This is a genomic window from Saccharospirillum sp. HFRX-2, assembly GCF_043196805.1.
GTDB lineage: Bacteria > Pseudomonadota > Gammaproteobacteria > Pseudomonadales > Natronospirillaceae > Saccharospirillum.
This window is the reverse complement of the sequence record NZ_JBEBMU010000003.1, coordinates 287,804-314,726: the sequence shown is the minus strand read 5'-3', so window position 1 is coordinate 314,726 and position 26,923 is coordinate 287,804. Positions and strand designations below refer to the sequence as shown.

Sequence of the window (26,923 nt, the reverse complement as noted above, 5' to 3'; positions counted from 1 at the left end):
CGATGAAACGGATTCCAAGGATAGGTTACACCGCCTTGCTGATCGGCCAGTTATTATGGTTACTGGCCGCCTGCGATTCTTCCAGCACCAAAGTCAGCCCCGACACCACCCAACCCAGCGCCACCATCCAATTCCCCACGCCCAACGCCCTCACTGAATCCGACACCATTCGGGTCAGGGGCACCACCAGTGGTTTCGACAGCGGCGTCGACTCGGTCGTAGTCAATAGCGTACCCGCCACCAGCGACGATGGCTTTGCCCACTGGTCGGCGGAAGTGCCGCTGGTCTATGGCAAAAACCCCATCACCGTCGATGTTCGCGACCGGGCAGGCAACCGCAACAGCCTGGCGGCACAGGCGCAGGTGACCTACCAGCCCAATATCCTTCAGAACCCAAATGCAATCGCCCTCGACAGCGTTAACAACCGGGCGCTGGTGGTGGACTCCGGTTTAAAAGCCCTGCTAGAAGTGAACCTCAACAACGGCGAACGCACGGTGATTTCCGATGCCACCATCGGGGGCGGCGATAAGGCTTTCAGTTCTCCGAATGCGATCGCACTCGACAGCATCCACAACCGGGCGCTGGTGGTGGACAGTGGTTTAAAAGCCCTGCTGGACGTGAACCTCAGCACTGGCGAACGCAGGGTGATATCGGATAATGACACTGAGAACGGCGGCCCGGCGTTCAACTTTCCCATTGCCATCGCCCTCGACAACGACAACAAACGGGCGCTGGTGATCGACAACGAGAATTCACCTGCCCTGCTGGCCGTCGACCTCAATACCGGTGAACGCCGGGTTATTTCGGATAACGACACTAAAGGCAGCGGCCAAACGTTCGCCACCCCCACTGCGATCACACTTGACAGCGACAACAACCGGGCGCTGGTGCTAGACGCATTTTTAAACGTTGTGTTGGCCGTAGACCTAGCTGACAACAATAACGAAGGCAAACGCACGGTCATTTCGGATACAACACCGAAGGACGGTGAAACGACGCTCAGCAAATCAGTTGCGATCACCCTCGACAGGGACAACATGCGAATACTGGTGCTGGACGCAGGTTTAGACGCCTTGCTGGCTCTGGATCGAGACAAAAAACTCACGATCATATCGGATGCCACCACAGGGAGCGGCGACAAGGGATTCAGCTCTGCCACTGCCCTTGCACTCGACAGCGATAACAAGCGGGCGCTGGTGCAAACCAGACAGGGCCTGCTGGCCGTGGATCTCAACACCGGCCAACGCACGGTTATTTCGGAGACCTCCATCGGGGGCGGCGACAAAGCGTTTAGCTCACCCCAAGCAATCGCGCTCGACCGCGACAACACCCGGGCGCTGGTGGTGGACGCCAATTTACAAGCCCTGTTCGCAGTGGACCTCAACACCGGCGAACGCAGGGTTATTTCGGATAACGACACCAAGAATGGCGGCCCGACGTTCATCGCCCCCTATGCGATGGCACTCGATACCGACAACAACCGGGCGCTGGTGGTGGACAAAAGTTTAAAGGCCCTGCTGAAAGTGGATCTCAGCACTGGCGAACGCGAGGTTGTTTCGGATAACGACACCAAGGGCAGCGCCCCGGGGCTCAGCTATCCCAGTGCGATCGCACTCGGCCGCAACAACAAAGAGGCGCTGGTGTTGGACGATGGTTTAAATGCACTGCTGGCGGTGAATCTCGATACCGGCGAACGCAGCCTCATTTCCGATAGCACCGACGACTACGGCGACCAGATGTTCATCTCCACTCCCGTTGCAATCGCATTCGACCGTGACACTAAGCAGGCGCTGATGCTGGACAATGGTTTAAAGGCCCTACTGGCCGTGGATCTCGGTACCGGAGACCGCGGGGTCATTTCCGATAACTCCACAGACTTCAGCGGCCAGAAGTTCATTTCTCCCATTGCGATCGCACTCGATAGCAACAACAACCAAGCGCTGGTGCTGGACTACAGTTTATATGCCCTGCTGGCCGTAAACCTCAAGACTGGCGCACGCACGGTTATTTCCGATGCCTCCACCGGGGGCGGCGATAATGCGTTCTACAACCCCACTGCAATCGCACTCGACAGCGTCAACAACCGAGCGCTGGTGCTGAACGATGGTTCAAACGCCCTGCTGGCCGTAGACCTGACAAACGGCGACCGGGTCTATGTCTCCAAATAAAAAGTGCGCCTAACGGCGCGCCAACCTGTGCCAAAAAAAAACGAACCTCAATCGAGGTTCGTTTTTTATATCCGTTCGTTGTGAAACGGCGGTGTAACACAGCAATAACACTGCGCCGGAATCCTCAGTCGGATTTGGCCCGGCTGATGTATTCGCGGGTGCGGGTATCGACGCGGATTTTCTCACCCTGGTTCAGGAACAACGGTACTCGAACCACAGCGCCGGTCGACAGCGTTGCCGGCTTGGAGCCACCGGTGGCGGTGTCACCTTTCAAACCCGGGTCGGTTTCCACCACTTCCAGCTCGATGTGGTTGGGCGGCGTGACCGAAATCGGGTCGCCGTTGTACAGGCAGACCACATAGGTTTCCTGTTCTTTCAGCCAGTCTTTGGTGTCACCCACAGCAGCGGCGTCGGCCGGCAGCTGCTCAAAAGAACCGTCGGTCTTCATAAAGTGCCAGAACTCGCCGTCTTCGTAGAGGTATTCCATGTCGATGTCCATCACATCGGCAGATTCGACGGATTCACCGGACTTGAAAGTACGTTCCCAAGTGCGGCCGGTTTTCAGGTTCTTCAGTTTAACGCGGTTAAAGGCCTGGCCTTTACCGGGTTTTACAAATTCGTTTTCGACGATGGTGCAAGGGTCGCCCTCGAGCATCACTTTCAGCCCTGCACGGAATTCATTGGTAGAATAGGAGGCCATGACCTGTCCTGATTGCCTGGAAATTCAAGAGGAGCGTATGTTAACCGAGTTCGAGCCCCGTGTGGACTCCCCCACCATCATTTCCACCCAAGCGCTTCCATCCTGGCAAACCGAGCTGAAAAACGCCGTCCGTTCGGTCGCGCAATTGCTGCAACTGCTCGATCTTAAGGCAACAGACCTCGACCAGCCGGCGCTGGCCGATGCCGATTTTCCGCTGCGCGTGCCGCTGAGTTACGTCAACCGCATGCAACGCGCAAATCCGCACGACCCGCTGTTGCGCCAGGTGTTGCCGAGCGGCGCTGAACTCGATCCGCAACCGGGTTACCTGGATGACCCGCTGGCCGAACGCGAGCACGCGCCGGCGCCGGGCATCGTGCACAAATACCAGGGCCGCGCCCTGGTGATCACCACTCAGGCCTGCGCGGTGCATTGCCGTTACTGTTTCCGTCAGCACTTTCCCTACGCCGATAACCGCCTAAGCCCGACGCAATGGCAAGGCGCGCTGAATTACTTAGCCAGCCAGGATGACCTGCACGAAGTCATTTTCAGCGGTGGCGACCCGCTCAGTCTGCCTAATGAACGGCTGGCCGAACTGATGGCCGATCTGGAGCAATTACCCAACCTGACCACGCTGCGCATTCACAGCCGCACGCCGATTGTGATGCCGTCGCGCATCGATGCGGGACTGGTGCGTCTATTGGAACAAACGCGCCTGAAAACCGTGCTGGTGGTGCACGCCAATCATGCCAATGAAATCAACGCAGAAGTTCAACAAGCGCTGGCACCGTTGCGGCAAAATGGCACTTTGCTACTGAATCAGGCGGTGTTGTTGGCGGGGGTGAATGATTCGATCGAAGCGCTGACCGATTTGAGCCAGGCGCTGTTTTCCGCCGATGTGTTGCCCTACTACCTGCACCAGCTCGATGCGGTGCGCGGCGCGGCGCATTTTGATGTACCCGACGAACGTGCCCAGCAATTGTGGCGCGAATTACAGGCCAGTCTGCCGGGCTATCTGGTGCCGAGGTTGGTGCGCGAAGTGCCGGGCGATGCCGGCAAACGCTGGCTGAATCAGTAGATGTCCTGGTCGCGGAAACCGAGCAGATAGAGCACGGCGTCCAGACCTAAGGTCGAGATGGAATGACGTGCGCTTTCACGCACCAGGGGTTTGGCACGAAAGGCGATGCCCAGGCCCGCTTCAGAGAGCATCGGTAAGTCGTTGGCGCCATCGCCGACGGCAATGGTTTGCTCCAGCTTAATGCCTTCGCGCTGCGCCAGTTCGCGCAGCAGTTCGGCCTTGCGCGCGCCATCGACAATGGTGCCGCTGACGTTGCCGGTCACCTTACCATCGACAATTTCCAGCTCGTTGGCATAGACGTAATCGATGCCCAGTTTGCGCTGTAGATAGTGGCCGAAATAGGTAAAGCCGCCCGATAAAATTGCGGTTTTAAAACCGTAGGCTTTGAGCGTGCCGATCAAGCGTTCGGCGCCTTCGGTCAGTGGCAGCTTCTCGGCGATGTCGGCCAGCACGCTTTCATCCAGCCCTTTCAGCAACGCCAAACGCTCGCGGAAACTGGCCTGAAAATCCAGCTCACCGGCCATGGCGCGTTCGGTAATGGCGACCACCTGCTCGCCGACGCCGGCGGCGTGCGCCAGCTCGTCAATGACTTCGGCTTCAATCAGCGTTGAATCCATATCGAAACAGACCAGACGGCGGTTGCGGCGGTAAACCGAATCGAGCTGGAAGGCGACATCGATATCGAAACGCGCGCTGATATCCAGAAACGCCTGACGCAAGGCAGCGTCATCAGCGGGCTGGCCACGCAAGGTCAGTTCGATGCAGGCCTGGCCACTGTCATCGGCCTGATCGAGCGCGATGCGGCCAGTCAGACGAGTGATGTCCTGAATGTTCAGGCCCTGTTTGGAGACTTCGCGCGATACCCAGGCCAGTTGCTCCGCGCTGATGCGCCGCGCCAGCAGCGTCAACACATAACGGTCTTTGCCTTGCTGGGAGACCCAGTCGCTGTAGGCGTCGTCGCTGACCGGGGTAAAGCGGGCGTCGATGCCTAAATCGTGGGCGCGGAACAGAATTTCTTTCAACAAGGCCGAGGTGTCTTCACCGTCGGGCAGCTGCAGCAGCATGCCCAGCGACACCTGGTCGTGAATGACGGACTGCCCTAAATCGAGCAAGGTGACGCCGAACTGCGCCAGCGTCTGGGTCAGGTCGGCGGTCAGACCGGGGCGGTCATGACCACTGACCTTGAGCATCAGGATGGTACTCAAGGACGAGCTCCGTCAGTTGGGCTCAGCCCTTGATGTTTTCCAGCGTTTGCAACGCCTGGTCAGCAACCTGTTCCAGCTTGGCGATCAGGTCTTCGGTTTCGTGGGTCGACAACGCGCGGTAGCGATCCGGGCCCATCAGAAACAGACCTTGTTTGATTTCTTTCAACTGGGCAGCCAGTTGGTTGGCGGCATCACTCATGGGACATCCTCTCAACATCAATTGGGCGGACCGGCCTTAGCAGCCGGGCGGTTCTTTAAAGCGACGAATACCGCTACCATTGCGCCCTTGGGTCGACAGTCCACTCAACCGACTGTCGCTCCGGGGGGCCCCCTAGCGGAGGCGATATTGTATCGACCAGACTGAATTATTCCACCATGCATGCTCTGCGTTGGCTCTGGCAGCCATTGACCGCCTTCGCACTGGCCATTTTGGTCGTGCTCAATCTGTTACTCGCCTGGCTGTGGTATCTGCCAGCGCTGAATGCCATCGACCAGACCCAGCAGCGCCTCGGCGAAAGTCTGGCACGGACTCTGGCTTTTGATATCGCCGCGCCCTTGCAGCGTAGCGATCGCTTGGCGATCAGTTTGTTATTGAATCGCACCGCCGAAGAACCCTTAGTGGCGTCAGCTTCGCTCAGCGCCGCCGATCAGAATTTAACGCTCAACTCCCGGCCGGTCGGCCCCGAACCACTGGACCCAGTGGCCTTTGAACATCCGGTGCATTTTGAATCGACCTTGCTCGGCCAGGCCGAAATTCAACTCGATCAACGTCTGTTGATTCAGTGGCGCACCCGCACTCAACGTTCCTGGTTTTTGTTCAATCTGCTGGCGCTGGCCTCTGCCGGCGGACTGATTTTCTGGCGCAGCCAGATTCAGGACGCCACCACCGGCAAGCTGGCACGACAGCTCAGTGAGCATCTGCCGGGCTGGCGCGCTCAGTTCAGCGGCCCGCCGGAAGCGCAACTGAAAGCGTTAGTCGCGCGGTTGAGCAATTCGCTCGATTCCAACAGCCAGGTATTGCGTACCCTGGCGACTGCGAGCAGCGACGGCGAAGCCGAACGCTTGTTGGAACAGGTGCATCTGGCCGGCGAACAGGGCGCTTATTGCGACGTCGCCTTGCTCCATGTGCAGTGCCATAACTGGGACGCCATGACCCGCCACTACGACGCCCACCAACTGCAAAGCCTGTGGGCGCGCTACGAAAATCTGATCACTCAGGTCGGTGAACTTTACGGCGGTGTGTTGTTGCCGGAAGGTTTTACGCTGGTGTTTGGCCTGGGTGATGACGAGCATTTCGCCATGCACGCGGTCAGCGCTGCGCGCGTCCTGCAACTGGCGATTCTGCAAAGCCAGCGTGAACATCCGGCGTTGCAACCGGCCTTTGGTTTTTCACTCAGCGCCGGTCCTGCCTTTGTTTCGCGCACCACCAAACACGGTTTGCCGCTGCCGTTGGTCGCCGGTGATGCCGCCCAGTGGCTGCAGCAGGTCAGTGCCCAGCAACCGCGTGGCGCCATCTATCTGGCTGAACCGATGTTGCAGTATCAGGAAGTGAACCAGAGCATCGAAGTCTCTTTGCTGCGTGACATTACGCTCAGCGACGGCGGCCGTTTGGAAGTCTGGGAGCTTGATGCCATTGCCGGCCATCGCGATCGTTTGCTGGCGTCTCAGGCGCATACCCTGGTCGAGCGCTTGCGATGACCGTCAGCGCCCGCAAGCTGGCCTGGCTGGTGGTCACCCTGACGCTGTTGTCGGCCTTTTGCGCGCTGAGCGTGGGTCCATCGAGCCTGACCACTGCTCAAGTCTGGCAGGCGCTGGGCCAGCCGGGTGCCAGTGTGGACAGCCTTATTGTCTGGCAGATTCGCCTGCCGCGCTTGCTGCTGGCCTTGTGCGTCGGTGCTTTACTGGGCATCAGCGGCGCCATGATTCAGGGCTTGTTTCGCAACCCTTTGGCCGAACCCGGTTTGATGGGCGTTTCCAGTGGCGCGACCCTGGCGGTTGTCGCCACGCTGATTTTCGCGCCCGCTCTGCTGACGATGTTGCCATCTGCTTTGCAAACACTGACCCGACCCGCCACGGCTTTTATCGGTGGTTTAATCGCCACTCAACTGGTCATGCTGATCGGCCGCGACAGCGCCAGTTCACCGCTGCGGCTGATCCTCGCCGGTGTCGCTTTTAATATGTTGGCCGCGGCGGGTCTGGGGCTGTGCTCTTATCTCGCCAGCAACGAACAACTGCGCACCCTCACCTTCTGGACGCTGGGCTCCTTCGGTGCCGCAACCTGGGCAGCGGTGGCTATCACCGCCACGGTGTTGGTGACCATCACCCTGCTGGCCTGGCCGCTGCATAAACCCTTAAACGCGCTGTTGCTGGGCGAATCTGAGTGCCGTCATCTGGGCTTTAACGTGCCGCGCTTGAAACGCCAGGTGATTTATCTGTGTGCGGCGGGTGTCGGCGCTGCCGTCGCCTTTACCGGCATCATCGGCTTTATCGGCCTGGTCGTGCCGCATATGGTGCGTTTGTTGGTGGGCCCGGACCATCGCCGGGTGTTGCCGCTAAGCTTGGGCTTCGGCGCGCTGTTGACGCTTTGGGCCGATTGGCTGGCGCGGGTAGTGATCAGCCCGGCCGAATTACCGGTCGGCATTATCACCGCGCTGCTGGGCGGACCTTTCTTTATTTACCTGATCCATCGCCAACGGAATGCCGGGTTATGAGTCTGACGGGCGAGCGTTTGCAACTGCAGCTGTCTCCCGGCCGCACTGCACTGGACGAGGTTTCCGTTCAGCTCGACGCCGGTGAAGTGCTGGCGTTGATCGGCCAGAACGGCGCGGGGAAATCGAGCCTGCTGAATGTGCTCAGCGGCGAGCGCGCGCCAAACGCCGGCCAGGTACGCCTGCACGACCAGGCCATCAACGACTGGCGCGGTGAAGACAGAGCGCGTCTGCTCGCGGTGTTGCCCCAGCAACATTCGCTGAATTTCGCTTTTCGCGTGGCTGAAGTGGTGGCGCTGGGTCGCTACCCGCACGCCACCGGCAAACGCCGCGACGACAGCATCGTCGCCGAGGCCATGGAACTGTGTGAATTAACCGACCTGGCGCAGCGCAATATTCATGAAATCAGCGGTGGCGAACTTCAGCGCGTTCATCTGGCGCGAGTGCTGGCGCAAATCTGGGACGCCCAGCCGGAAGGCCATCGTTTTCTATTACTGGATGAGCCGGCGGCCAGCCTCGATCTGCATCATCAACAACGGCTGTTTCAGGCGGTGCGTGGTTTTGCCCGGCGTGGCGTGGGTGTGCTGCTGGTGGTGCACGATCTGAATTTGGCGGCGCGTTACGCCGACCGGGTGCTGTTGCTCGATCGCGGTCAATCAGTCTGCACTGGCCGCCCCGCCGAGGTGCTGACCGCGGCAAACATTCAACATCATTTTGGGCTGAGCGTGACGGTGCAGCCGCATCCGCATCACGACTGCCCGCTGATTATCAGTCACTGAGGGGAGTACTGAGGAAAATCATGACCGAACTGTGCAACGTTAACGACCTGGAAGAAGGTCAGTCACTGGGTTTCGATTTACCCGACAACCCGGTTTTTGCCGTGCGCAAAGACGACCAGATTTACGTCTACAAAAACAGCTGCCCGCATCTGCATACGGCGCTGGAATTTATGGAAAACCAGTTTCTCGATATGGACGGCGCGCTGATCGAATGCTCAACGCATGGCGCGTTATTTGAAATCGAAACCGGTCATTGTCTGGTAGGGCCGTGCCAGGGCGAGTATTTGACGCCGGTGGGGTTTGAGGTTCGCGATGACATGATTGTTATTGCGGGAGACGCTTAGGCGCTTCGCGCCGGGAGACGCTGGGTTAGCGTATCTGGCGTCTTCCGTCTCCCGTTCAGCGTCTAGCATTAGCGAATAAACCCAGCCAATCGCTCCACCGCCTCCTCCAGCACCCCTACCTCCGCCGTATACGCAATCCGCACCGCGCTATGTTCCGTGGCGCCACCGAAATCGATACCTGGGGTGATGGCGACGCCAGTTTCTTCCAGCAGTCGATCGCACCAGTCCACCGCGTCGTTTCCGTAGGCCGACATATCGGCGTACAGATAAAAGGCGCCATCAGGTTGTGCGAGCAAAGGTAGGCCGAGTGCTTCGAGTTTCGGTGCCAAATAATCGCGGCGCTTACGCAGTTCATCGCGGCGGGCAAAACATTCGGCTTCGACCTCCGCATCGAAGGCGGCCAGAGCGGCATGCTGCGCCATCGACGGCGCCGATAAATAGAGATTTTGCGCCAGCCGTTCCGCCGCCTCTATCGCATAAGGCGGCACCACCAGCCAGCCCAAACGCCAACCGGTCATGCCGTAGAATTTGGAGAAACTCTGGGTCACCCAGACATCGTCGGTGACGTTCAAGGCCGACGGCGGCAACGCCTCGGTAAAGGTCAGGCCGTGGTAGATCTCATCGGCAAATAACGCCAGCTGATGACGCTGCGCAAAGTCCGCCGCCTGCTGCCATTCATCCATGGTCAGCACCTGGCCGGTCGGGTTGCACGGCGATGCCAGCAGCAAGCCCTGACTGTTCGGCGTCAGCGCCGTTTCCAGCTTGGGCAACGACAGTCGCAAGCCTTGCTCGGCCAAAGGAACCGATACCGGTTTGGCGCCGATCACTTCGAGAAAATTGCGATTACAGGGATAACCCGGCTCTGGCAGCAACACCTCGCGACCGGCATCGATGCTGGCAGCAAACGCCAGCAACAGGGCACTGGACCCGCCGGGCGTGACCAGAATGCGTTCCGGTGCGACCTCAACGCCGTGCCAGCGCCGGTAGCGATCGGCAATGGCTTCACGCAGCGGCTGCAAACCGGTCGCTGGGGTATAGCCGGTATGGCCGTTGGCCAGCGCCGCCTGGCCGGCTTCGATAATGGCTTTTGGCGTACCGAAATCCGGCTCGCCCACATAGAGCCCGATCACCGAACGGCCCTGGTCGGCCAGCGTCTTGGCACGCGCCAAAATCTGCATCACTTGGAAGGGCTGAATGCGGTCGGTGCGGTTGGCGAGCTTCATTGTTGGCGAGTCCGTGGCTGGGAAGGTCCGGCGGCATCATGCAGAATGTCGGGCCGAGCTTCAATTGCGGAACCCTGCTACGCATGATCAATACGCCCTATCGCGGCCGCTTTGCGCCCTCACCGACCGGCCCTTTGCATCTGGGTTCGCTGGTGGCGGCGCTGGTCAGTTACCTGGATGCACGCGAGCGCGGCGGCGCTTGGCTGGTGCGTATTGAAGATCTCGATCCACCACGCGAACAACCCGGCGCCGCCGACGCCATTCTGCGCAGTCTGGAAGCACATGGCCTGCACTGGGACGAAAGCCTGCGCTATCAAAGCCAGCGCAGCGACGCCTACATAGCCGCACTGGAACAACTGGCGAGCGCCGATCAACTGTTCTGGTGCCGTTGCAGCCGCAAGCAACTGGCCGACCAACCCATCTACCCGGGTACCTGCCGTGACTGTCGGCAGCCGCGAACGGACGCCGCCATTCGCTGGCAGGTGCCCGAGGTCATTGAACGTTTCAATGATCGTTATCAGGGTGAACAAAGCGTCGATCTGGCGGCTGAGCTGGGCGATGTGGTGCTGCGTCGCCGCGATGGTCCTTTCGCCTATCAACTGGCGGTCACCGTCGATGACCTGGACCAGGGCATTACCGAGGTGGTGCGCGGCATCGACCTGCTCGATTCCACGCCCTGGCAACGCGCGCTGTTGCGCAGCCTCGGTGCCACACCGCCGGACTACGCACACTTCCCGGTACTGATTGGCGACAATGGCCAAAAGCTCAGCAAGCAGAATCACGCTCCGGCACTGGATGACAGGCACGCCAGTGACAATCTACAACAGGCGTTCAGCTATATGGGCCTGGCGATCGAGCCGGATCAGCCGCAAACCATGCTCGCCCAGGCGCTCTCGGCCTGGCCGGCTCAGCAGTTGCAAGGCCGCCAGCAAATTGCCGTTAAAAATTGACGCAGAGCAAGCTTTAAGCCTCGACCCTGCTTGCTTTGCGACACCGCTCCCTCACCTTTTACAGTGAGGCGATAAGCCGTTGGTTTGAGGTGTTGAGCGGTGCGGACAGCGGCTTCTCATCGGTCCATCTTTTAACAAAAAGGAGCGCGCCATGAGCACACAAACCCACCAAGCCGTCTATAAAAACCTGCAGCAGTTGATGGAACAACTGGGCAACGAAGCCCCCGCTGTGATGTCCGCCTTTGGCCAGCTGCATGAAGCTGGCGTTGCCAGTGGCGCGCTGGATACCAAAACCAAAGAACTGATTGCGCTGGGTATCGCCATTACCGTGCGCTGCAATGGCTGCATCGCCTTTCACGTTCACGATGCGTTGCAATCCGGCGCCAGCCGCGCAGAAGTCATCGAGACCATCGGCGTTGCAGTGCTGATGGGCGGCGGCCCGTCCATGGTCTATGGCTGCGAAGCCCTGGATGCCTTGAACGAATTTGTCCAGGCCGCTTAACCGTCCGGGGACGAGCGCAAACGCTGAAACCTTCAGCAGCGTCTCGTCCTCCACTCAACACCCTGGTTAATTCCAGCCGCCAATCCAGCGTTCGAGCACTGATCGGACAGCCCCGCGCCCGCTCACTGGCAAAAGCCAATATCCCCGCCTAACCTTGAACCAGACTCTTGTGAGAACTGCCATGTTTGAGGTCAATGCGTTTCTCGCCAGACGCTTGCTGGCTGCCATCACCCTGGGTGTGGCCTGCGCAATTCTGGTGACGATATTGATGCAGTCCTGGACGCTGACGCGGACCATGGAAGGCTTGCGCGACCAGAACGTCGATGCCTCTTTGAGTAATATGTTGCCGCTGATCAACGAATCCATCTGGGCGTTCGACAGCGCTAACGTCGAGCGCGCCGCCGAGGCACTGTTGCGCGACCCTTACATCTCCGGCGTGGCGATACGCTCGGTGGAGGGAGAGATTGACCTGCAACTGGGCGACTTGGCTGGCCAGAATCCGGACTGGCTGCAACCGGCCGACTCGCGCACCGAACGACTCACCGAAACCGCCCTGATCATCGCCACGCCGGTGGCGCACGAATTCAACGGCAGTTTGACCACCATCGGCTGGATTTATCTGCGTTCGGACAACGAATTGATCCGCAACCAGGTGGGCCTGGTTTTGGGCGGCGCGCTGGTGTCGGCCATCGTCGCCATCATCGCCTTGCTGGGCGCTTTGTACTGGGTGGTGCAGCATCTGGTGGCGCGACCCATCCGCCATTTCAGCGACTATGTGCAACGCATCTCGCCTCGGGACGTCACCCAGTGGAGCCAGCAGCGCGAACCCTTGCTGGAAGGTCGCAACGACGAAATCGGTCAGCTCTACGAGGTGTTCAACCGCCAACACGACAGTCTGGTCGAACGCGACAGAGCCTTGCGCCGGCACCAGGACAACCTGGAAAAAATCGTTGCCGAACGCACCGAGCAGCTGCAACAAAGCAACCGCAGCCTGACCGACTCGCTCGATAAATTAAAAATTGCTCAGGAAGAATTGCTGCAGAGCGAAAAACTGGCGTCGTTGGGTAATCTGGTCAGCGGCGTAGCGCATGAGGTGAACACGCCGCTGGGCATTTCCATTACCGCCGCCAGTCACCTGACCTCGGAAGCCCGGCTGGCGCAGCGGGCGCTGCAGGGTAATGAACTGAAAAAGTCCGATCTGGAGCGTTTCTTTAATGAATGTCTGGAAACCGGCGACCTGCTGTCGGCCAACCTCGACCGCGCCGCCCAGCTGATTCGTTCCTTCAAACAGGTGGCGGTCGACCAGACCAGCGAAGAACAACGCCGCATCAATCTGCACGCCTACATTGATGAAGTGCTGGCCAGTTTGCGACCCAAGTACAAGACCGCTCCGGTGGAGATCATTAATGATATCGACCCGGACATCACCACGCGGCTGTCACCGGGTGCACTGGCGCAGGTGGTCACCAACCTGGTGATCAACTCACTGCTGCACGGTTTTGACGACGGCCAACGCGCCGGCCAGATTCGTTTTTCCAACGCCCCGGCCGGTTCCAATCGTCTGGCACTGCTGTACGAAGACGACGGTCAGGGCATGAGCGAGGAAACCCTGAAACACATCTTCGATCCGTTTTACACCACGCGCCGCTCCAGCGGCGGCAGTGGTTTGGGGATGAACATCGTGTTCAATCTGGTGACCGGCAAATTGGGCGGGCGCATTCAGATACACAGCCCGCCGCACGACGGCTGCCGCTTCCGCATCACGCTGCCGCTGGAGCCGGCGGCTGAAGCAGTGGAGGATGCTTAGCATGAGTGACGAACTGATCTTTGCTGAAGAACAATCTCAAGACGGCCCGAACGACCAGAAACCCTGGAAAGTGCTGATCGTCGATGACGACGATGAAGTGCACACCATCACCACTCTGGCGTTGCGCAACTTCCAGTTCGATGGCCGGCCCTTGCAGTTTCTCCACGCCTACAGTGCGGCCGAAGGCATTGAACAGGTACGCAACCATCCTGACCTGGCGCTCTGTCTGCTCGATGTGGTGATGGAAACCGAGCACGCCGGTCTGGATATGGTCGAGGTGATTCGCGACCAGTTGCGCAACTCCTTTACCCGTATCGTGCTGCGTACCGGTCAGCCCGGCCAGGCCCCGGAAGAAACCATCATCGCCGATTACGACATCAACGATTACAAAGAGAAAACCGAACTGACGCGCAGCAAGATGCACACCCTGCTGTATTCGTGCCTACGTTCCTACCGCGACATTCTGGCGCTGGAGCGCAACCGTCAGGGGCTGGAACGCATCCTCAACGCCTCGACGGCGCTGCAGCAACATGCCTTTATCCAGGATTTTGCGCACGGCATTCTGGAGCAGATTTCCGCCATCCTCGCGCCCGATGAAGATGCGCTCTATGCCCTGTGCGAAGGCGTTGCTGCGCACGAGCAGTTCGGCCGCCTGACGGTGCTCGCCGGTACCGGTCAATACAATCACCAGGTGGGTCAGCCGGTGGCGGATCTGCTGCCGGTCAGTGCTCAGTCATTTATCAAAAGTCTGGATACCGGCTTTCGCGCCCAGCAACTTGATGGCGGCTATCTGTGTCTGTACCGCTCCAGCGAAATGCATCTGAGTGTGCTGTTTCTGAACGGACTGGTGGTGCGTAATTCTATGGAGCGCCATCTGCTGGAAGTGTTTTGCCAGAATGCGTTAACCGCTTTTGAGAACCTGGCGCTGCGCACTGAACTGGAAGACAGCCAGCGCGAGGTGGTCTATCTGCTCGGTGATGCGGTGGAGCATCGCTCGCGCGAGACCGGCCAGCACCTGCGCCGGGTGGCGGAAATCAGTTATCTGCTGGCGCAAAAAGCCGGTCTGCCCAGCACCGAAGCACGACTGATTCGCGAGGCCGCACCACTGCATGACTTAGGAAAGATTGCCATTCCGGACGCCATTTTGAACAAGCCCGGAGCGCTCGATCCCGACGAGTGGGCGGTGATGAAAACCCACGCTCAGTGCGGCTATGATCTGCTCAGCCACACCGATAAACCGATCCTGAAAATGGGCGCCCAGATTGCGCGTGAACACCACGAGCGCTGGGACGGCAAAGGTTACCCACGCGGCCTCGCCGGCGAAGACATCAGCATCGGCGGACGCATTACGGCCCTGGCCGATGTCTTCGATGCGCTGTCCAGCCGCCGTTGTTATAAAGAGCCCTGGGCGCTGGAAGAGGTCAAAGGGCTGTTTGCAGCCGAACGCGGCAAGCACTTCGACCCGCAACTGGTCGATCTGTTGCTGGCCAATTTCGATGAATTCGCCGAGATCAAACGACGCTATCCAGACCCCAGCTGAACGCTATCCGCGAACGGCGGTGCTCTTACCTGCAAACGCCTGCGGCGGTGCTCTTACCTTCGACCGCCTGCGGCGGTAAGATGGCCGCCGCATAGTGAACGCTGGTCCCGATGTCTCTTTCCATTCTGCTGAAATTACTGATTCTGCCGCTCTATCTGCTGCTGCCCTTTACGCTGGGTTGGGCGGGTCGTAGCGATTTGTGGCCGCTGCCGTTTTTAATCTGGGCCGGGCTGATTGCCATCAATGGTTTGGCTGAATATCTGCGGAGCCGGCGCTGATGGTGTTTCGTTGGGAACTGCTGCTGACCGTCGGTCTGGGCTATCTGCTGGTGTTGTTTTTGATCGCCTACGCCGCCGAACGCGGCTGGGTGCCGCAGCGCCTGACTCAGCATCCGCTGGTCTATGTGTTGTCGATCGGCGTCTACTGCAGCGCCTGGGCGTTTTACGGCAGCGTCGGTCTGGCCTACGAAGTCGGTTATGGCTATCTGGCTTATTACCTCGGCATGGCCGTGGCGTTGATGTTTTCCGCCATCATTCTGCGCCCGGTGCACGAGCTGGCGCGCAGCTATCAACTGGCCTCGCTGGCCGATCTGTTTGCCTTTCGTTATCGCAGCCGCTGGGCCGGTCTGGTCACAGCGCTCGGCGTTTTATTGGCGATGCTACCCTTGCTGGCGCTGCAGATTCAGGCCATCACCGACACCCTGACGCGGCTCGACCCGCAAACCCAGGCCAAACCACTGGCCTTGCTGATCTGTGTGATCCTGCTGGCGTTTTCGGTGCTCTTCGGTGCCCGCGATGTGACTCCGAGTGAGAAGCACCCGGGGCTGATTTTCGCGCTGGCGTTTGAGTCGGCCTTCAAACTCATTGTGCTGCTGGTGCTAGGCGCAGTGGCTTTAAGCCATCTGTTCGGTGGCTGGTCCGGCTTGCTGGAATGGCCGGCGAGTCTGCCGGTGAATCGCGCCATCGAACCCTTGCAACCGGTGCAATGGTTTTCACTGCTGCTGATGTTTATCGCTGCGCCGCTGGTGCTACCGCATCTGTTCCAGCTGCTGTTCCGGGAAAACGCCGACCCGCGCCGGCTGCGTCTGGTGGCCTGGGCGGTACCGATTTATCTGTTGTTGATGGCGCTGCCGATCATGCCGATTTTCTGGGCCGGCATGAGTCTGGGCGCGCCGGTGAATCCGGAATATTTCTCGCTCGGTCTGGGCCTGGTGCTGGAACAACCCTGGCTGGTCTGGCTGGCGTTCCTTGGTGGTCTGTCGGCCGCCGCCGGCATTACCGTGCTGGCGTCCATCGCCCTGGCTTCGATGGCGCTGAATCATCTGGTGCTGCCGTTCCACAAACCCAGCTTCGATACCGATGTCTACCGCTGGCTGCTGTGGGTGCGCCGTTTGCTGATCGGTGTGGTGATCGGGCTGTCGTACTGCCTCTATTTGTTTCTCGGGCAGCTGCAGAACCTGTCGTCGCTGGGCATCACCGCCTTTACTGGCTTGCTGCAACTGCTGCCGGGCATTCTCGGCCTGCTGTTCTGGGCCGGTGCCAACCGCAAAGGCTATATCGCCGGTATGTTGGTTGGCCTCGGTGTCTGGGCGATCAGCTTGTTGGTGCCACTGGTCACCGACAGTCTGCATCTGACCAATCGGTTGCCGCTGCAATTTGCGCTGCAAACCGATCATTGGTCGATGACCACCCTCAGTTCGCTGGCGCTGAATACCTTGGTGTTTATTCTGGTTTCGGTGTTTACCCGCACCAGTCCGGAAGAGCAGGAAGCGGCTCAGACCTGTGTTATCACCTCGGTTGACCGCCGTCATCGATTGCCGCTGAAAGCGCGCAATGCCGAAGAATTTATCGAATCGCTGAGCCGGCCGTTAGGACGCATCATGGCCGAGCGTGAAGTCAAACGCGCCCTGAAAACGCTGGGCTTTCCGCTCGGCGAATACCGGCCCTATGCGCTGCGCCGACTGCGCGACACCATCGAAGCCAATCTGTCCGGTCTGATGGGCCCCAGCGTTGCTCAAGCCCTGGTAATGCGGGCGCTGCCGTACGAACAAAGCGGCACCATCGAGCGCGACGACATTCATTTCTTTGAGCAAAAGCTTGATGGCTTCCACCATCAATTGACCGGTATGGCGGCGGAGCTGGACCGGCTGCGGCGCCACCATCGCGAGACGCTCTACAACCTGCCCATCGGTGTCTGTCACCTGGCCAACGACGGCGAAATATTGCTGTGGAACCGGGTGATGGCGGAGATGACCGGCATCAGCGAGAACGAAGCCATCGGCGCGCGCCTGGACAGTCTGCCGACTCACTGGCACGACCTGCTGCACGACTTTATTCAAAGCGGCGCCAGCAAGGTCACGGTCGAACAACCCGATGCCCAGGGCCCCGGCAAACGCTGGTTCAGTCTTCATCAGGCGCCCGGCCCATTGCGGTTGTCGATGAACGAAGGTCAGGTGGTGCTGCTCGAAGACGAAACCGAGCACAAATTGCTGGAATCGGAACTGGTGCATTCGGAGCGGCTGGCGTCGATTGGCCGGCTGGCCGCGGGTGTGGCGCATGAGATCGGCAACCCCATCACCGGCATCGATTGTCTGGCGCAGGATCTGCGCTACGTCACCGACCCAAACGAGCAACAGCAGATTGCCGACCAGATTCGCGATCAGGCCAAACGCGTCACCCGCATCGTGCGTTCGCTGGTGAATTTCGCCCACGCCGGCCAGCAGGACGACAGCAAGAGCGAGCATCAGCCTTATCCGCTGCGCCAGGTGGTGCAGGACGCCATCGATCTGCTGTCGCTGTCGCACAGCCAGACGGTCGTGTTCGATAACCAGATCGACCCGGAACTGGTGCTGCTGTGCGAACCCCAGCGGCTCAGCCAGGTGTTTATCAATCTGCTCGGTAACGCCCGCGATGCCAGCCCGGCGGGTGAGACCGTTGTTATCAGCGCCACGGTCGATGGCGAAAGCGTACTGGTGGAAGTGGTCGATCGCGGTGTCGGCATCGATGAAGCGGTGATCGATCATGTCTTCGATCCATTCTTCACCACCAAGGAAGTCGGCAAAGGCACTGGCCTTGGGCTGTTTCTGGCCTACACCATCGTCGAGGAACACTACGGTCATATCAGCGTCGAGAGCCCGGCTTTCCACGCCGACAAGCTTGGCACTCGTTTCACAATTCGGTTACCCTTGCACACCCTGTTACCAGAGGTAACAGGCGAGACCGAATCTGACTAGGTCACCGGACGGCTTTCCCAGCCCGGTGCCAGCGCTAACAGCGACGCCCACCGGGCGATCTGACGGAGGCCAAGATGAGCGACATCCTCGTTGTTGAAGACGAAAGCATCATCCGCTCGGCACTGAAACGCCTGCTGGAACGTCACCAGTACCGGGTGACCGAAGCCGAATCCGTCACCGAAGCCAGCCAGCACGACCTGAACCGCTTCAACCTCATCATCACCGACCTGCGCCTGCCCGGCGCGCCGGGCACCGACCTGATCGAGATGGCCAAGTCCGTCCCGGTGCTGATCATGACCAGCTACGCTTCCATGCGTTCGGCCGTCGATGCGATGAAGATGGGCGCCGTCGACTACATCGCCAAACCCTTCGATCATGAAGAGATGGTGCGCACCGTCAGCCGCATCATTAATGAGCAGCGTCGTCAGCAGGTGCGTATCGAGAGCCCGGAGGAGTCTGACAGTCCCAATCCGGACGAACCCCAGGCCGCCAGCGTTCTTGGTGATCTGGTCGGTCGCTGCGATGCCATGCAGCAACTCTATAAACGCATCAGGCGGGTTGCACCGGCCGATGTCACTATCCTGATTCACGGTGAATCCGGCACAGGTAAGGAACTGGCCGCCCGCGCCATTCATCAGCACAGCCCGCGTCATGACCAGTCGCTGGTCACCGTCAACTGCGCCGCCATCCCCGAAAGCCTGATCGAGTCGGAACTCTTCGGTCACGAAAAAGGCGCTTTCACCGGCGCCACAGCAGCACGCCAGGGTCTGGTCGAAGCGGCGGAAGGCGGCACTCTCTTTCTGGATGAAATCGGTGAGCTACCGATGGAAGCTCAGGCCCGGCTGTTGCGCGTGCTGCAGGAAAGCGAAGTGCGCCGCGTCGGCTCAGTCCATGCGCGCACCGTTGATGTCCGGCTGATCGCCGCGACCCACCGCAACCTCAAGCAACTGGTTAAGGAAGGTCGTTTCCGCGAAGACTTGTATTACCGCCTGCAGGTGATCGAAGTCACCCTGCCGCCACTGCGCGAACGCGGCCAGGATGTGCTCGACATCGCTGAACACCTGCTCGCCAAGCACGCCCGCCGCTTGAAGCTCGAAGGTTCGGTGGTGTTGTCGCGTGACGCTCGCGATGCGCTGCTGAAATATGACTGGCCCGGCAACGTGCGCGAACTGGAAAACGCCATTCAGCGGTCGTTGATCCTCTGTGACGACGGTGAAATCGGCCTCGATGAGCTGGGCCTGGATGAAAACGAATGGCAGATTCCGGAATCGCTGGCAGGCCGGGAAAGTACCGGTAACGATCAAAACAGCAGCAACGAGCTGCAACCGGAAAACGAAGAACTGTCGCTGGAAGACTATTTCCAGCATTTTGTCTTGGAGCACCAGCAAAGCATGTCCGAGACCGAACTGGCGCAAAAACTCGGCATCAGCCGCAAATCCCTGTGGGAACGTCGTCAGCGCCTGGGCATTCCGCGCCCGAAAAAGAGTGCCGCGACCGCCAGCTCTTCGCGTTAAAAACGCCCGCTTTCGCTCAGCGTTCCACCGGTCGAACAGCACCCCAAATAACCGTAACAATCCCGCCCAAAACTTCGTAACAAAACTGACACCTTACGTAACAGATGGACGCTGACGAGCTGCTTACGTTTTAACCACACTTTGCTAACCATTTGTTTAATAAAGATTTTTTATTGTTGGCACGCAGCCTGCTCTTACTAGCGCGCAATGCAGGAAAGGCCCGCGAACAAAAACAATAATGGGTCGACCGAGATGCCTTAAAGCGCCCCCACCCAAAAACAACAATAAGGGGGCTGCATTCGGATCCGGACCGCATCGCCTAAAGCGCAAAAACAAAAACAATAAACGCTGAATAACAATAAAAACCGCACTCACAGAGTAAGGCCTCAATAAAAACAACAACGGCCCGCCATTGTACTCTTGCTGCTGAAGCCGGCCTCGTGCCGGCTTTCTCGTCTTTATCCCCTTCCTTATCTTTGTCCCCTTCACCAGCCATATTTAACCGCCCAAACCACCCGAATCTGCAGCGCTGCGGACAGCTTCGCGCCGATCATGGAGAACAGCCGTCAGTTCCGCTAAACTGCGCCCTTCGTTTTTCGTTGAGAACACAGCCCTCGCATGGTCGTAGAATGGATTAAGCGCTGGTTGCCCGCCAAAGGCCCGGCGCAGGCACTGCAGACGGTGACGCGTGATCACCATCGTATCTCCCGCAAGGACATCAGCCCGAACGCACTTAAGGTGTTGTATCGTCTGCAAAATGCCGGCTATCAGGGCTATCTGGTCGGCGGCTGTGTGCGTGACCTCCAACTGGGTTTAAAACCCAAGGATTTCGACGTCGCCACCGACGCCACGCCCGAACAGGTGCGCAAGCTGTTCAGCAATTCCCGCCTGATTGGCCGCCGTTTCAAGATCGTGCACGTCACCTTCGGCCGCGAAATCATCGAAGTCACCACCTTCCGCGGCCGTGCTGGCGATGCCGGACCGGGCGAGCAAAAACAATCGAACGAAGGCCTGCTGCTGCGTGACAACGTCTACGGCAACCTCGAAGAAGACGCCGAACGCCGCGACTTCACCGTCAATGCGCTCTACTACACCCCCAAAGATTTTTCGCTGCGGGTCTACGGCAGCGGTCTGAAGGACCTGGAAAACCAGACCCTGCGCATCATCGGCGATCCCCATACCCGCTATCGCGAAGATCCGGTGCGGATGATGCGAGCGCTGCGTTTCGCCGCCAAACTCGACTTCGAGATCGAACCGCGCACCAGCAAACCCATCGCCGAACTGGCGCCACTGCTCAGCCATGTGGCGCCGGCGCGGCTGTTTGATGAAGTCATCAAGATGCTGATGTCCGGCCAGGGTCTGGCGACCTGGCGGCTGATGCGCGAATACGGTCTGGTTGAGCCCTTGTTGCCGGCTACCCACGCGGCTCTGGCGCGCAACAGCGACCGCCCTTACAACGGCTTTATCGAACAGGCGTTGATCAACACCGACGATCGAATCAATCGCGGTCGTCCGGTCACGCCCGCCTTCTTGTACGCGGCGCTGCTGTGGCCGGCGGTGCGCGAAGATGCCGAACATCGCATCGATATGGGCAGCCCGGAAGTGCCGGCCTGGCAGCAGGCCATGGCGCAGGTGGTGGCTGACCAGGTGCGTTCCATCACCATTCCCAAGCGTTTCTCGCTGCCGATGAAAGACATCTGGGAATTGCAGCTGCGCCTGCCCAAGCGCACCCCCAAACGCGCCGAGCAAACCGCTGCCCATCCGCGTTTCCGCGCCGGTTACGACTTCCTGCTGGTGCGTGAACGCTCCGGCGAACAGCCGGGTAATCTGGGGCGCTGGTGGACCGATTATCAGGAACAGAACCCCGATGTCCGCGCGGCTATGGCACGCGATACCGCCAACACCAAACCGAAGCGTCGCCGGCGTCGGTCACCGGCGTCCAACAGTTCCGAGTCGTGAGTCAGGCCTGGATTGCGCTGGGCAGTAACCTGGGTGATTCCGGTGCCTTGCTCGACCGGGCGCTGGAACAGCTCGCCCAACTGCCCGACAGCCAATTGGTGGCGCGCTCCAAGCGTTATCGCACCGCGCCGGTTGGCGGGCCCGAGCAACCGGACTTCGTTAACGCCGCCTGCCTGCTTGAAACCCGACTGAGCCCGATCGAACTGCTGCGCGCCTTGCAGCACATAGAACAGAACGCCGGCCGGGTACGTCACGAACGCTGGGGGCCGAGAACGCTCGATCTGGACATCATCGCCTTTGACGATCTGCAATCGGACGACCCAAAGCTGACCCTGCCCCACCCGCGTGCCCATCAGCGCGCCTTCGTGCTTTACCCGCTGGCCGATCTTAATCCACACCTGCTGATTGCCGGTCGCAGCGTACAACACTGGCTCGACAGCGTTGCCGATCAGTCCATAAAGCGGCTGCCAGACTGACTGCTCACCGCGATTGACACTTTGATGACATCCGTTGCTTGACTTGCTCGGACCAAATCGCAACCATTCGCACCCTCTTCAGCGACAACGCCCGGTACCATGGCCAAAACCAAGACAACGGCGAGCCTGCAAAAAAAGGTCGCCGAGGGTGAGAAATTCACCGTTCTGACCGCTTACGACGCCACCTTCGCACACCGATTCTCCGAATGGGGCATCGATGTTTTGCTGATTGGCGATTCCCTGGGCAACGTGATTCAGGGCCAGCAAACCACCCTGCCAGTGACCATGGACGACATGGTTTATCACACCGCCAACGTGGCGCGCGGCAATCAGGGTGCCCTGCTGATGGCCGACCTGCCGTTCAACAGCTACGGCACCGTCGAGCAATGCCTGCACAACGCCGGCCGGCTGATGCAGGCCGGTGCGCAAATGGTCAAAATTGAAGGCGGTGCCTGGCTTGCCGAACACATCACAGCTTTAAGCCGCATGGGCATTCCCAGCTGCATTCATCTGGGTCTGACGCCTCAGGCGGTCAACAAGCTCGGTGGTTTTAAGGTGCAGGGTCGCGACGAAGCAGCCGCCCAGGCGATGATCAACGACGCTCTGGCGGCGGTTGATGCCGGCGCCGATATGCTGTTGCTCGAATGCGTACCGTCAGCGCTGGGCAAAGCCATTACTGAGGCGGTTTCAGTTCCGGTGATCGGCATTGGCGCCGGTCCCGACACCGACGCCCAGGTGTTGGTCAGCTATGACCTGCTCGGCTTCAACCCGCACCGCATGGCCAAGTTCGTCAAAAACTACATGGCCGACAACGACAGCATCGAAGCGGCAGTCACCGCCTATATTCGCGATGTCACCAGCGGCGCCTTCCCCGGCCCGGAACACAGCTTTGAATAACGCTCCCAGCGCGAGAGAGACTCTGCGATGAAAACCGTCGATAACATGGCGCAGCTGCGCGCCAGCCTGGCCGAGCTGCGTCAGGGCGGCAAAACGGTGGCCTTCGTGCCCACCATGGGCAACCTGCACGAAGGCCATATACGCCTGGTGACCGAGGCGCGCAAAAACGCCGACATCGTGGTCGCGTCCATCTTCATCAACCCAACTCAGTTTGGCGAAAACGAAGACCTGTCCGGCTACCCGCGCACCTTGGAAGAAGACAAAAAACGCCTGATTGCCGAAGGCTGTCAGCTGCTCTATACCCCGACCACGGCCATCATGTATCCCGAACCGGATCTGACTCGCGTCGACGTCAAACACATCACCACCTTGCACTGCGGCGCCAGCCGGCCAGGCCATTTCGTCGGCGTCGCCACCATCGTGCTCAAGCTGTTTAACCAGGTGCAGCCGGATGTTGCCGTCTTTGGCCTCAAGGATTATCAGCAGTTCACCGTGCTGAAGATGATGGTCGACAATCTGTTCCTGCCGATTCGCATGATCGGCGTCGATACCGGTCGCGCCGACGACGGTCTGGCGCACAGTTCACGCAACAACTACTTAACATCGGATGAGCGCGAGCGCGCACCAACGCTGTACCAAATCCTCAGGGAAACGGCGACAGCCATCGAAGCCGGCGACAACCACTTCGCGCAACTGACCCGCCAGGCCAAGGAACGCCTGACCGAAGCCGGCTTCACGCCGGATTACTTCAATATCAGCCGCCGTCTGGACCTGGAACCGGCCGGTGACGATGACCGCGAACTGGTTATCCTCGCCGCTGCGTTTTTAGGAAAGGCGCGACTGATCGACAACATCCAGCTCGATCGCTGATTCCAGAATCGTGCTGACTGCGTTCCCAAGGTGGAGATTGATCCATGCAACTGAACATGCTCAAAGCCAAACTGCATCAGGCCCGAGTCACCCATGCGGTACCCGATTATGAAGGCTCCTGTGCCATCGGCGGTGACCTGCTCGATATGGCCGGCATTCACGAATACGAACAGATCCAGATCTACAACATCACCAATGGCGAGCGCTTCACCACCTACGCCATTCGTGGCGAAGACGGTTCCGGCATTATTTCGGTTAACGGCGCTGCGGCACACAAGGCGTCGGTCGGCGACGTCATCATCATCTGCGCCTACGCCGTGCTCGACGAAGCCGAACTGCCTCAGTTCAAACCGAGCATGCTCTATATGAACGCCGACAACAGCGTCAGCCACACCAGCAACGCCATCCCAGTCCAGTTCGCCTGACTTTTGTTTGATGGCCGCCAAGGGCGGCCATTGCTTTTCAGCATCTCCCATCCAAAAATGTAGTTTTCTTTCACCTCACGGTGGTCTTGCCCTGCTTTTTGTCATTAAATGACAGCCCGTTTGGCCACCTTGAAGCCTGGCTGAACGACGTCATTTCACAGTCACCGCATTGATCAAAGTGAGCCAAGCCATGTCCTACGATCCGACGCAACTGAGCACCTGGCAGAAACTGCACGAACACAAAAAGCGCGTTGAACCGCTGCATCTGCGCGATCTATTCGCCCAAGACCCGCAACGCGGTCCGCGTTTGTCCGCCTCTGCCGCCGGCCTGGATCTGGATTACTCAAAAAACCGCATCACCGATGAAAGCCTGGCTGAGCTGATGGGACTGGCGCGCGAAGCCGGCCTGCCGCAAGCCATCAAAGCCATGTTCAGTGGCGAGGTGATCAACCGTTCGGAAAACCGTCCGGCGCTGCACATCGCCTTGCGCAACCGCAGCAATCACCCGATCAAGGTCGGTGACGAAGACATCACCGCCACCGTCAACGACACCTTAAAACGCATGCGCGCTTTCGCTGAATCGGTGCACAGTGGCGAGTTCGCTGGCTACACCGGCAAGAAACTGCGCACCATTGTGAACATCGGCATCGGCGGTTCCTTCCTTGGCCCCAAAGTCGTTTCCGACGCGCTCAAACCTTACTGGCAAGACGGCTACGAGCTGCGTTACATCGCCAATATCGACGGCACCGATGTCACCGAAACCTGCCGCGATCTGGACCCGGAAACCACCCTGTTCGTGGTCGCCTCGAAAAGTTTCGGCACGCTTGAAACACTGAAAAATGCGCAGGCCGCGCGTGACTGGTTTTTGCGTCAGGGCGGCAAGCCGGACGACGTCAAACATCACTTCGTCGCCGTGTCCACCAACGTTAAAGCCGCCACCGAATTCGGCATTGACGAAGCCAATATGTTTCCGATGTGGGACTGGGTGGGCGGTCGTTATTCGCTGTGGTCGGCCATTGGTCTGGCGCAATCGATCGTGCTCGGTTTCGATGTCTTCGAACAACTGCTCAGCGGCGCTCATGCTATGGACGAGCATTTCCGCACCACCGGCCTGGAGCACAACCTGCCGGTGATCATGGGCATGCTGGGCGTCTGGTATCACAACTTTTTCGGTGCCGAAACGCAGGCGGTGCTGACCTACGATGAAACGCTGAAAGATCTGCCTAATCACCTGCAACAGGTGGATATGGAATCCAACGGCAAGAGCGTGACTCAGGATGGCAAGCCGGTCGGTTGGTCCACCGGCCCGGTGATCTGGGGCGGCACCGGCACCAACGGCCAGCACGCTTATCACCAGTTATTGCACCAGGGCACGCGTCTGATCCCGGCCGATTTCATCATGCCGCTGACCAGCCACAACCCGGTCGATGATCATCATCAGTGGTTATTTGCTAACTTCCTCGGCCAGCAACAGGCCATGCTCGAAGGCAAAACCGAAGCCGAAGTCATGGCTGAACTGACGGCTAAAGGCATGAGCGAAGCCGAAGCGCGGGAAGTCGCACCGCACAAGGTGATCGCCGGTAACCGACCCTGCAATACCCTTACCTTTGAAAAACTGACGCCGGAAATTCTCGGTGCGCTGATTGCGCTCTACGAACACAAAGTCTTTGTGCAAGGCGTTATCTGGGGCGTGAATTCGTTCGACCAGTGGGGCGTTGAGTTAGGCAAGGTGCTCGGCAACAGCGTTTTCGAGGCGCTCAGCACTGGCAACACCGACGGCTATGATTCGTCGACCGCTGTTTTAATCAAACGATTTCGCGACAACCAAGCCAATTAAACCTTTCTAATTTCCCGCCGATATACCGCTAGCCCAGATAGTATCTGGGCTAGCAAATATCTTTCTATTCTAAAAATCGTTTGAATAGCCGTGTGAACACTCTAGAATTGTCTACACTTTATAGGCAGCCAGTGTGGAGTCGGCGGCCCGTTCTGACGGCATCCCCTCCTGCACTGCGGCCCACCTTTTTTAAAATTGACCGATACGGATACAAGAAGTAATGAAAAAACAGCAAGGTTTTACGCTTATCGAACTGATCATGGTGATCGTGGTGTTGGGCATTCTGTCGGCGTTTGCCCTGCCGCGTTTTGTGGATTTTAGTAGCGGTGCAGAAACCGCCAGCCTCGAAGGCAGCCTGGGCTCGGTGCGTTCAGCATCAGCTATTGCCCACGCTCAAGCATTGGCAACGGGCACTACCGGTGCGACCGGCACAGTGTCACTCGAAGGCGTAAACATCAGTTTGGTACACGGTTATCCCGCAGCCGGTTCTATCGGCGATGCCGCTGGTTTGGATGGTTTTGAAGAAGCGCCCATTACCGGTGGCGTTATCGTGCACTTAGGTGACGGCAAACCCTGCTTTACTTATGCTGAGCCCACTGGGGCAGGTACGGCGCCTACCATCACTTACGACGACTCTTTCGTCTTTGACGACGACGACGACACCTGCGCCGCAGCCTCGTAACATGATTTAATACCTGTCTCTTGACTGGAT

24 protein-coding genes are annotated in these 26,923 nt (G+C 59.1%); 20 read left to right on the top strand and 4 right to left on the bottom strand.

What is annotated here, in order from left to right; all coding sequences use genetic code 11:
• Positions 1-2: 2 nt before the first annotated feature.
• On the top strand, positions 3-2,168 hold the full coding sequence (locus ABMA60_RS09755; protein WP_392802168.1) for a hypothetical protein: 2,166 nt from the start codon (positions 3-5) through the stop codon (positions 2,166-2,168).
• A gap of 124 nt (positions 2,169-2,292) precedes the next feature.
• Here the strand turns inward: ABMA60_RS09755 and efp are convergent, their stop codons facing one another.
• Positions 2,293-2,868 carry an elongation factor P gene (gene efp, locus ABMA60_RS09750; protein ID WP_392802165.1) on the bottom strand — a complete coding sequence of 192 codons (576 nt, stop codon included), beginning with the start codon at positions 2,866-2,868 and terminating at the stop codon, positions 2,293-2,295.
• On the opposite strand from efp, the gene epmB reads away from it, so the two are divergent.
• Positions 2,867-3,943, top strand: coding sequence for an EF-P beta-lysylation protein EpmB (gene epmB, locus ABMA60_RS09745; RefSeq protein ID WP_392802163.1), 1,077 nt, complete (start codon positions 2,867-2,869; stop codon positions 3,941-3,943). The genes efp and epmB overlap by 2 nt on opposite strands.
• Here epmB and serB read toward each other — a convergent pair.
• Together serB and ABMA60_RS09735 are read right to left on the bottom strand one after the other, a co-directional pair.
• On the bottom strand, positions 3,937-5,148 hold the full coding sequence (gene serB, locus ABMA60_RS09740; protein WP_392802160.1) for a phosphoserine phosphatase SerB: 1,212 nt from the start codon (positions 5,146-5,148) through the stop codon (positions 3,937-3,939). The genes epmB and serB overlap by 7 nt on opposite strands.
• A 22-nt stretch (positions 5,149-5,170) precedes the next feature.
• On the bottom strand, positions 5,171-5,347 hold the full coding sequence (locus ABMA60_RS09735; protein ID WP_392802157.1) for a hypothetical protein: 177 nt from the start codon (positions 5,345-5,347) through the stop codon (positions 5,171-5,173).
• Between the two features lie 176 nt (positions 5,348-5,523).
• On the opposite strand from ABMA60_RS09735, the gene ABMA60_RS09730 reads away from it, so the two are divergent.
• The 4 genes from ABMA60_RS09730 to ABMA60_RS09715 are packed head-to-tail and all read left to right on the top strand — an operon-like array spanning position 5,524 to position 8,979.
• Complete coding sequence (locus ABMA60_RS09730) at positions 5,524-6,846, top strand: hypothetical protein (protein WP_392802155.1); 1,323 nt, start codon at positions 5,524-5,526, stop codon at positions 6,844-6,846.
• A complete protein-coding gene (locus tag ABMA60_RS09725) occupies positions 6,843-7,859 on the top strand; it encodes a FecCD family ABC transporter permease (protein WP_392802153.1) in 1,017 nt (338 codons plus the stop codon). Before ABMA60_RS09730 ends, ABMA60_RS09725 begins: the two co-directional genes overlap by 4 nt.
• Positions 7,856-8,635 (top strand): heme ABC transporter ATP-binding protein, encoded by a 780-nt coding sequence (locus tag ABMA60_RS09720; protein ID WP_392802150.1) that lies wholly within the window; start codon positions 7,856-7,858, stop codon positions 8,633-8,635. The genes ABMA60_RS09725 and ABMA60_RS09720 overlap by 4 nt, the downstream gene beginning before the upstream one ends.
• A gap of 20 nt (positions 8,636-8,655) precedes the next feature.
• Complete coding sequence (locus tag ABMA60_RS09715; RefSeq protein ID WP_392802147.1) at positions 8,656-8,979, top strand: Rieske (2Fe-2S) protein; 324 nt, start codon at positions 8,656-8,658, stop codon at positions 8,977-8,979.
• Between the two features lie 68 nt (positions 8,980-9,047).
• Here the strand turns inward: ABMA60_RS09715 and ABMA60_RS09710 are convergent, their stop codons facing one another.
• Positions 9,048-10,202: an aminotransferase class I/II-fold pyridoxal phosphate-dependent enzyme gene (locus ABMA60_RS09710; RefSeq protein WP_392802144.1), complete on the bottom strand. Its 1,155-nt coding sequence runs from the start codon at positions 10,200-10,202 to the stop codon at positions 9,048-9,050.
• 38 nt (positions 10,203-10,240) lie between these two features.
• Between ABMA60_RS09710 and gluQRS the strand changes: the two genes are divergently transcribed.
• From gluQRS to ABMA60_RS09640, 14 genes are all read left to right on the top strand, one after another.
• Positions 10,241-11,152 carry a tRNA glutamyl-Q(34) synthetase GluQRS gene (gene gluQRS / locus ABMA60_RS09705; protein WP_392802141.1) on the top strand — a complete coding sequence of 304 codons (912 nt, stop codon included), beginning with the start codon at positions 10,241-10,243 and terminating at the stop codon, positions 11,150-11,152.
• 151 nt (positions 11,153-11,303) lie between these two features.
• Positions 11,304-11,654, top strand: coding sequence for a carboxymuconolactone decarboxylase family protein (locus tag ABMA60_RS09700; protein ID WP_392802138.1), 351 nt, complete (start codon positions 11,304-11,306; stop codon positions 11,652-11,654).
• Between the two features lie 181 nt (positions 11,655-11,835).
• On the top strand, positions 11,836-13,461 hold the full coding sequence (locus ABMA60_RS09695) for a sensor histidine kinase (protein WP_392802135.1): 1,626 nt from the start codon (positions 11,836-11,838) through the stop codon (positions 13,459-13,461).
• A 1-nt stretch (position 13,462) separates the two neighbouring features.
• Positions 13,463-15,001, top strand: coding sequence for a DUF3369 domain-containing protein (locus tag ABMA60_RS09690; protein WP_392802133.1), 1,539 nt, complete (start codon positions 13,463-13,465; stop codon positions 14,999-15,001).
• A gap of 110 nt (positions 15,002-15,111) precedes the next feature.
• Positions 15,112-15,279: a hypothetical protein gene (locus ABMA60_RS09685; protein WP_392802131.1), complete on the top strand. Its 168-nt coding sequence runs from the start codon at positions 15,112-15,114 to the stop codon at positions 15,277-15,279.
• Positions 15,279-18,233 (top strand): sensor histidine kinase, encoded by a 2,955-nt coding sequence (locus ABMA60_RS09680; protein ID WP_392802129.1) that lies wholly within the window; start codon positions 15,279-15,281, stop codon positions 18,231-18,233. The genes ABMA60_RS09685 and ABMA60_RS09680 overlap by 1 nt, the downstream gene beginning before the upstream one ends.
• Before the next feature lie 74 nt (positions 18,234-18,307).
• Entirely contained in the window at positions 18,308-19,747 is a 1,440-nt protein-coding gene (locus ABMA60_RS09675; RefSeq protein ID WP_392802127.1) for a sigma-54-dependent transcriptional regulator, read from the top strand.
• A 618-nt stretch (positions 19,748-20,365) separates the two neighbouring features.
• Positions 20,366-21,706: a polynucleotide adenylyltransferase PcnB gene (pcnB, locus tag ABMA60_RS09670; protein WP_392802124.1), complete on the top strand. Its 1,341-nt coding sequence runs from the start codon at positions 20,366-20,368 to the stop codon at positions 21,704-21,706.
• Positions 21,703-22,182, top strand: coding sequence for a 2-amino-4-hydroxy-6-hydroxymethyldihydropteridine diphosphokinase (gene folK / locus ABMA60_RS09665; protein WP_392802121.1), 480 nt, complete (start codon positions 21,703-21,705; stop codon positions 22,180-22,182). The genes pcnB and folK overlap by 4 nt, the downstream gene beginning before the upstream one ends.
• 99 nt (positions 22,183-22,281) lie before the next feature.
• Complete coding sequence (gene panB, locus ABMA60_RS09660; RefSeq protein ID WP_392802118.1) at positions 22,282-23,079, top strand: 3-methyl-2-oxobutanoate hydroxymethyltransferase; 798 nt, start codon at positions 22,282-22,284, stop codon at positions 23,077-23,079.
• A gap of 27 nt (positions 23,080-23,106) precedes the next feature.
• Positions 23,107-23,949, top strand: coding sequence for a pantoate--beta-alanine ligase (gene panC, locus ABMA60_RS09655; protein WP_392802115.1), 843 nt, complete (start codon positions 23,107-23,109; stop codon positions 23,947-23,949).
• 44 nt (positions 23,950-23,993) lie between these two features.
• On the top strand, positions 23,994-24,374 hold the full coding sequence (gene panD, locus ABMA60_RS09650) for an aspartate 1-decarboxylase (protein WP_392802112.1): 381 nt from the start codon (positions 23,994-23,996) through the stop codon (positions 24,372-24,374).
• A gap of 190 nt (positions 24,375-24,564) precedes the next feature.
• On the top strand, positions 24,565-26,211 hold the full coding sequence (gene pgi / locus ABMA60_RS09645) for a glucose-6-phosphate isomerase (protein ID WP_392802110.1): 1,647 nt from the start codon (positions 24,565-24,567) through the stop codon (positions 26,209-26,211).
• Between the two features lie 220 nt (positions 26,212-26,431).
• Positions 26,432-26,893, top strand: coding sequence for a type II secretion system protein (locus tag ABMA60_RS09640; protein WP_392802107.1), 462 nt, complete (start codon positions 26,432-26,434; stop codon positions 26,891-26,893).
• Positions 26,894-26,923: the final 30 nt, after the last annotated feature.

What these genes read in the sequence shown, in the direction of transcription:
- ABMA60_RS09755 (WP_392802168.1), top strand. Translation starts at nt 3, where the DNA reads ATGAAACGGATTCCAAGGATAGGTTACACCGCCTTGCTGATCGGCCAG.
- epmB (WP_392802163.1), top strand. Translation starts at nt 2,867, where the DNA reads ATGACCTGTCCTGATTGCCTGGAAATTCAAGAGGAGCGTATGTTAACC.
- efp (WP_392802165.1), bottom strand. Translation starts at nt 2,868, where the DNA reads ATGGCCTCCTATTCTACCAATGAATTCCGTGCAGGGCTGAAAGTGATG.
- ABMA60_RS09735 (WP_392802157.1), bottom strand. Translation starts at nt 5,347, where the DNA reads ATGAGTGATGCCGCCAACCAACTGGCTGCCCAGTTGAAAGAAATCAAA.
- ABMA60_RS09730 (WP_392802155.1), top strand. Translation starts at nt 5,524, where the DNA reads ATGCATGCTCTGCGTTGGCTCTGGCAGCCATTGACCGCCTTCGCACTG.
- ABMA60_RS09725 (WP_392802153.1), top strand. Translation starts at nt 6,843, where the DNA reads ATGACCGTCAGCGCCCGCAAGCTGGCCTGGCTGGTGGTCACCCTGACG.
- ABMA60_RS09720 (WP_392802150.1), top strand. Translation starts at nt 7,856, where the DNA reads ATGAGTCTGACGGGCGAGCGTTTGCAACTGCAGCTGTCTCCCGGCCGC.
- ABMA60_RS09715 (WP_392802147.1), top strand. Translation starts at nt 8,656, where the DNA reads ATGACCGAACTGTGCAACGTTAACGACCTGGAAGAAGGTCAGTCACTG.
- ABMA60_RS09710 (WP_392802144.1), bottom strand. Translation starts at nt 10,202, where the DNA reads ATGAAGCTCGCCAACCGCACCGACCGCATTCAGCCCTTCCAAGTGATG.
- gluQRS (WP_392802141.1), top strand. Translation starts at nt 10,241, where the DNA reads ATGCAGAATGTCGGGCCGAGCTTCAATTGCGGAACCCTGCTACGCATG.
- ABMA60_RS09700 (WP_392802138.1), top strand. Translation starts at nt 11,304, where the DNA reads ATGAGCACACAAACCCACCAAGCCGTCTATAAAAACCTGCAGCAGTTG.
- ABMA60_RS09695 (WP_392802135.1), top strand. Translation starts at nt 11,836, where the DNA reads ATGTTTGAGGTCAATGCGTTTCTCGCCAGACGCTTGCTGGCTGCCATC.
- ABMA60_RS09690 (WP_392802133.1), top strand. Translation starts at nt 13,463, where the DNA reads ATGAGTGACGAACTGATCTTTGCTGAAGAACAATCTCAAGACGGCCCG.
- ABMA60_RS09685 (WP_392802131.1), top strand. Translation starts at nt 15,112, where the DNA reads ATGTCTCTTTCCATTCTGCTGAAATTACTGATTCTGCCGCTCTATCTG.
- ABMA60_RS09680 (WP_392802129.1), top strand. Translation starts at nt 15,279, where the DNA reads ATGGTGTTTCGTTGGGAACTGCTGCTGACCGTCGGTCTGGGCTATCTG.
- ABMA60_RS09675 (WP_392802127.1), top strand. Translation starts at nt 18,308, where the DNA reads ATGAGCGACATCCTCGTTGTTGAAGACGAAAGCATCATCCGCTCGGCA.
- pcnB (WP_392802124.1), top strand. Translation starts at nt 20,366, where the DNA reads ATGGTCGTAGAATGGATTAAGCGCTGGTTGCCCGCCAAAGGCCCGGCG.
- panB (WP_392802118.1), top strand. Translation starts at nt 22,282, where the DNA reads ATGGCCAAAACCAAGACAACGGCGAGCCTGCAAAAAAAGGTCGCCGAG.
- panC (WP_392802115.1), top strand. Translation starts at nt 23,107, where the DNA reads ATGAAAACCGTCGATAACATGGCGCAGCTGCGCGCCAGCCTGGCCGAG.
- panD (WP_392802112.1), top strand. Translation starts at nt 23,994, where the DNA reads ATGCAACTGAACATGCTCAAAGCCAAACTGCATCAGGCCCGAGTCACC.
- pgi (WP_392802110.1), top strand. Translation starts at nt 24,565, where the DNA reads ATGTCCTACGATCCGACGCAACTGAGCACCTGGCAGAAACTGCACGAA.
- ABMA60_RS09640 (WP_392802107.1), top strand. Translation starts at nt 26,432, where the DNA reads ATGAAAAAACAGCAAGGTTTTACGCTTATCGAACTGATCATGGTGATC.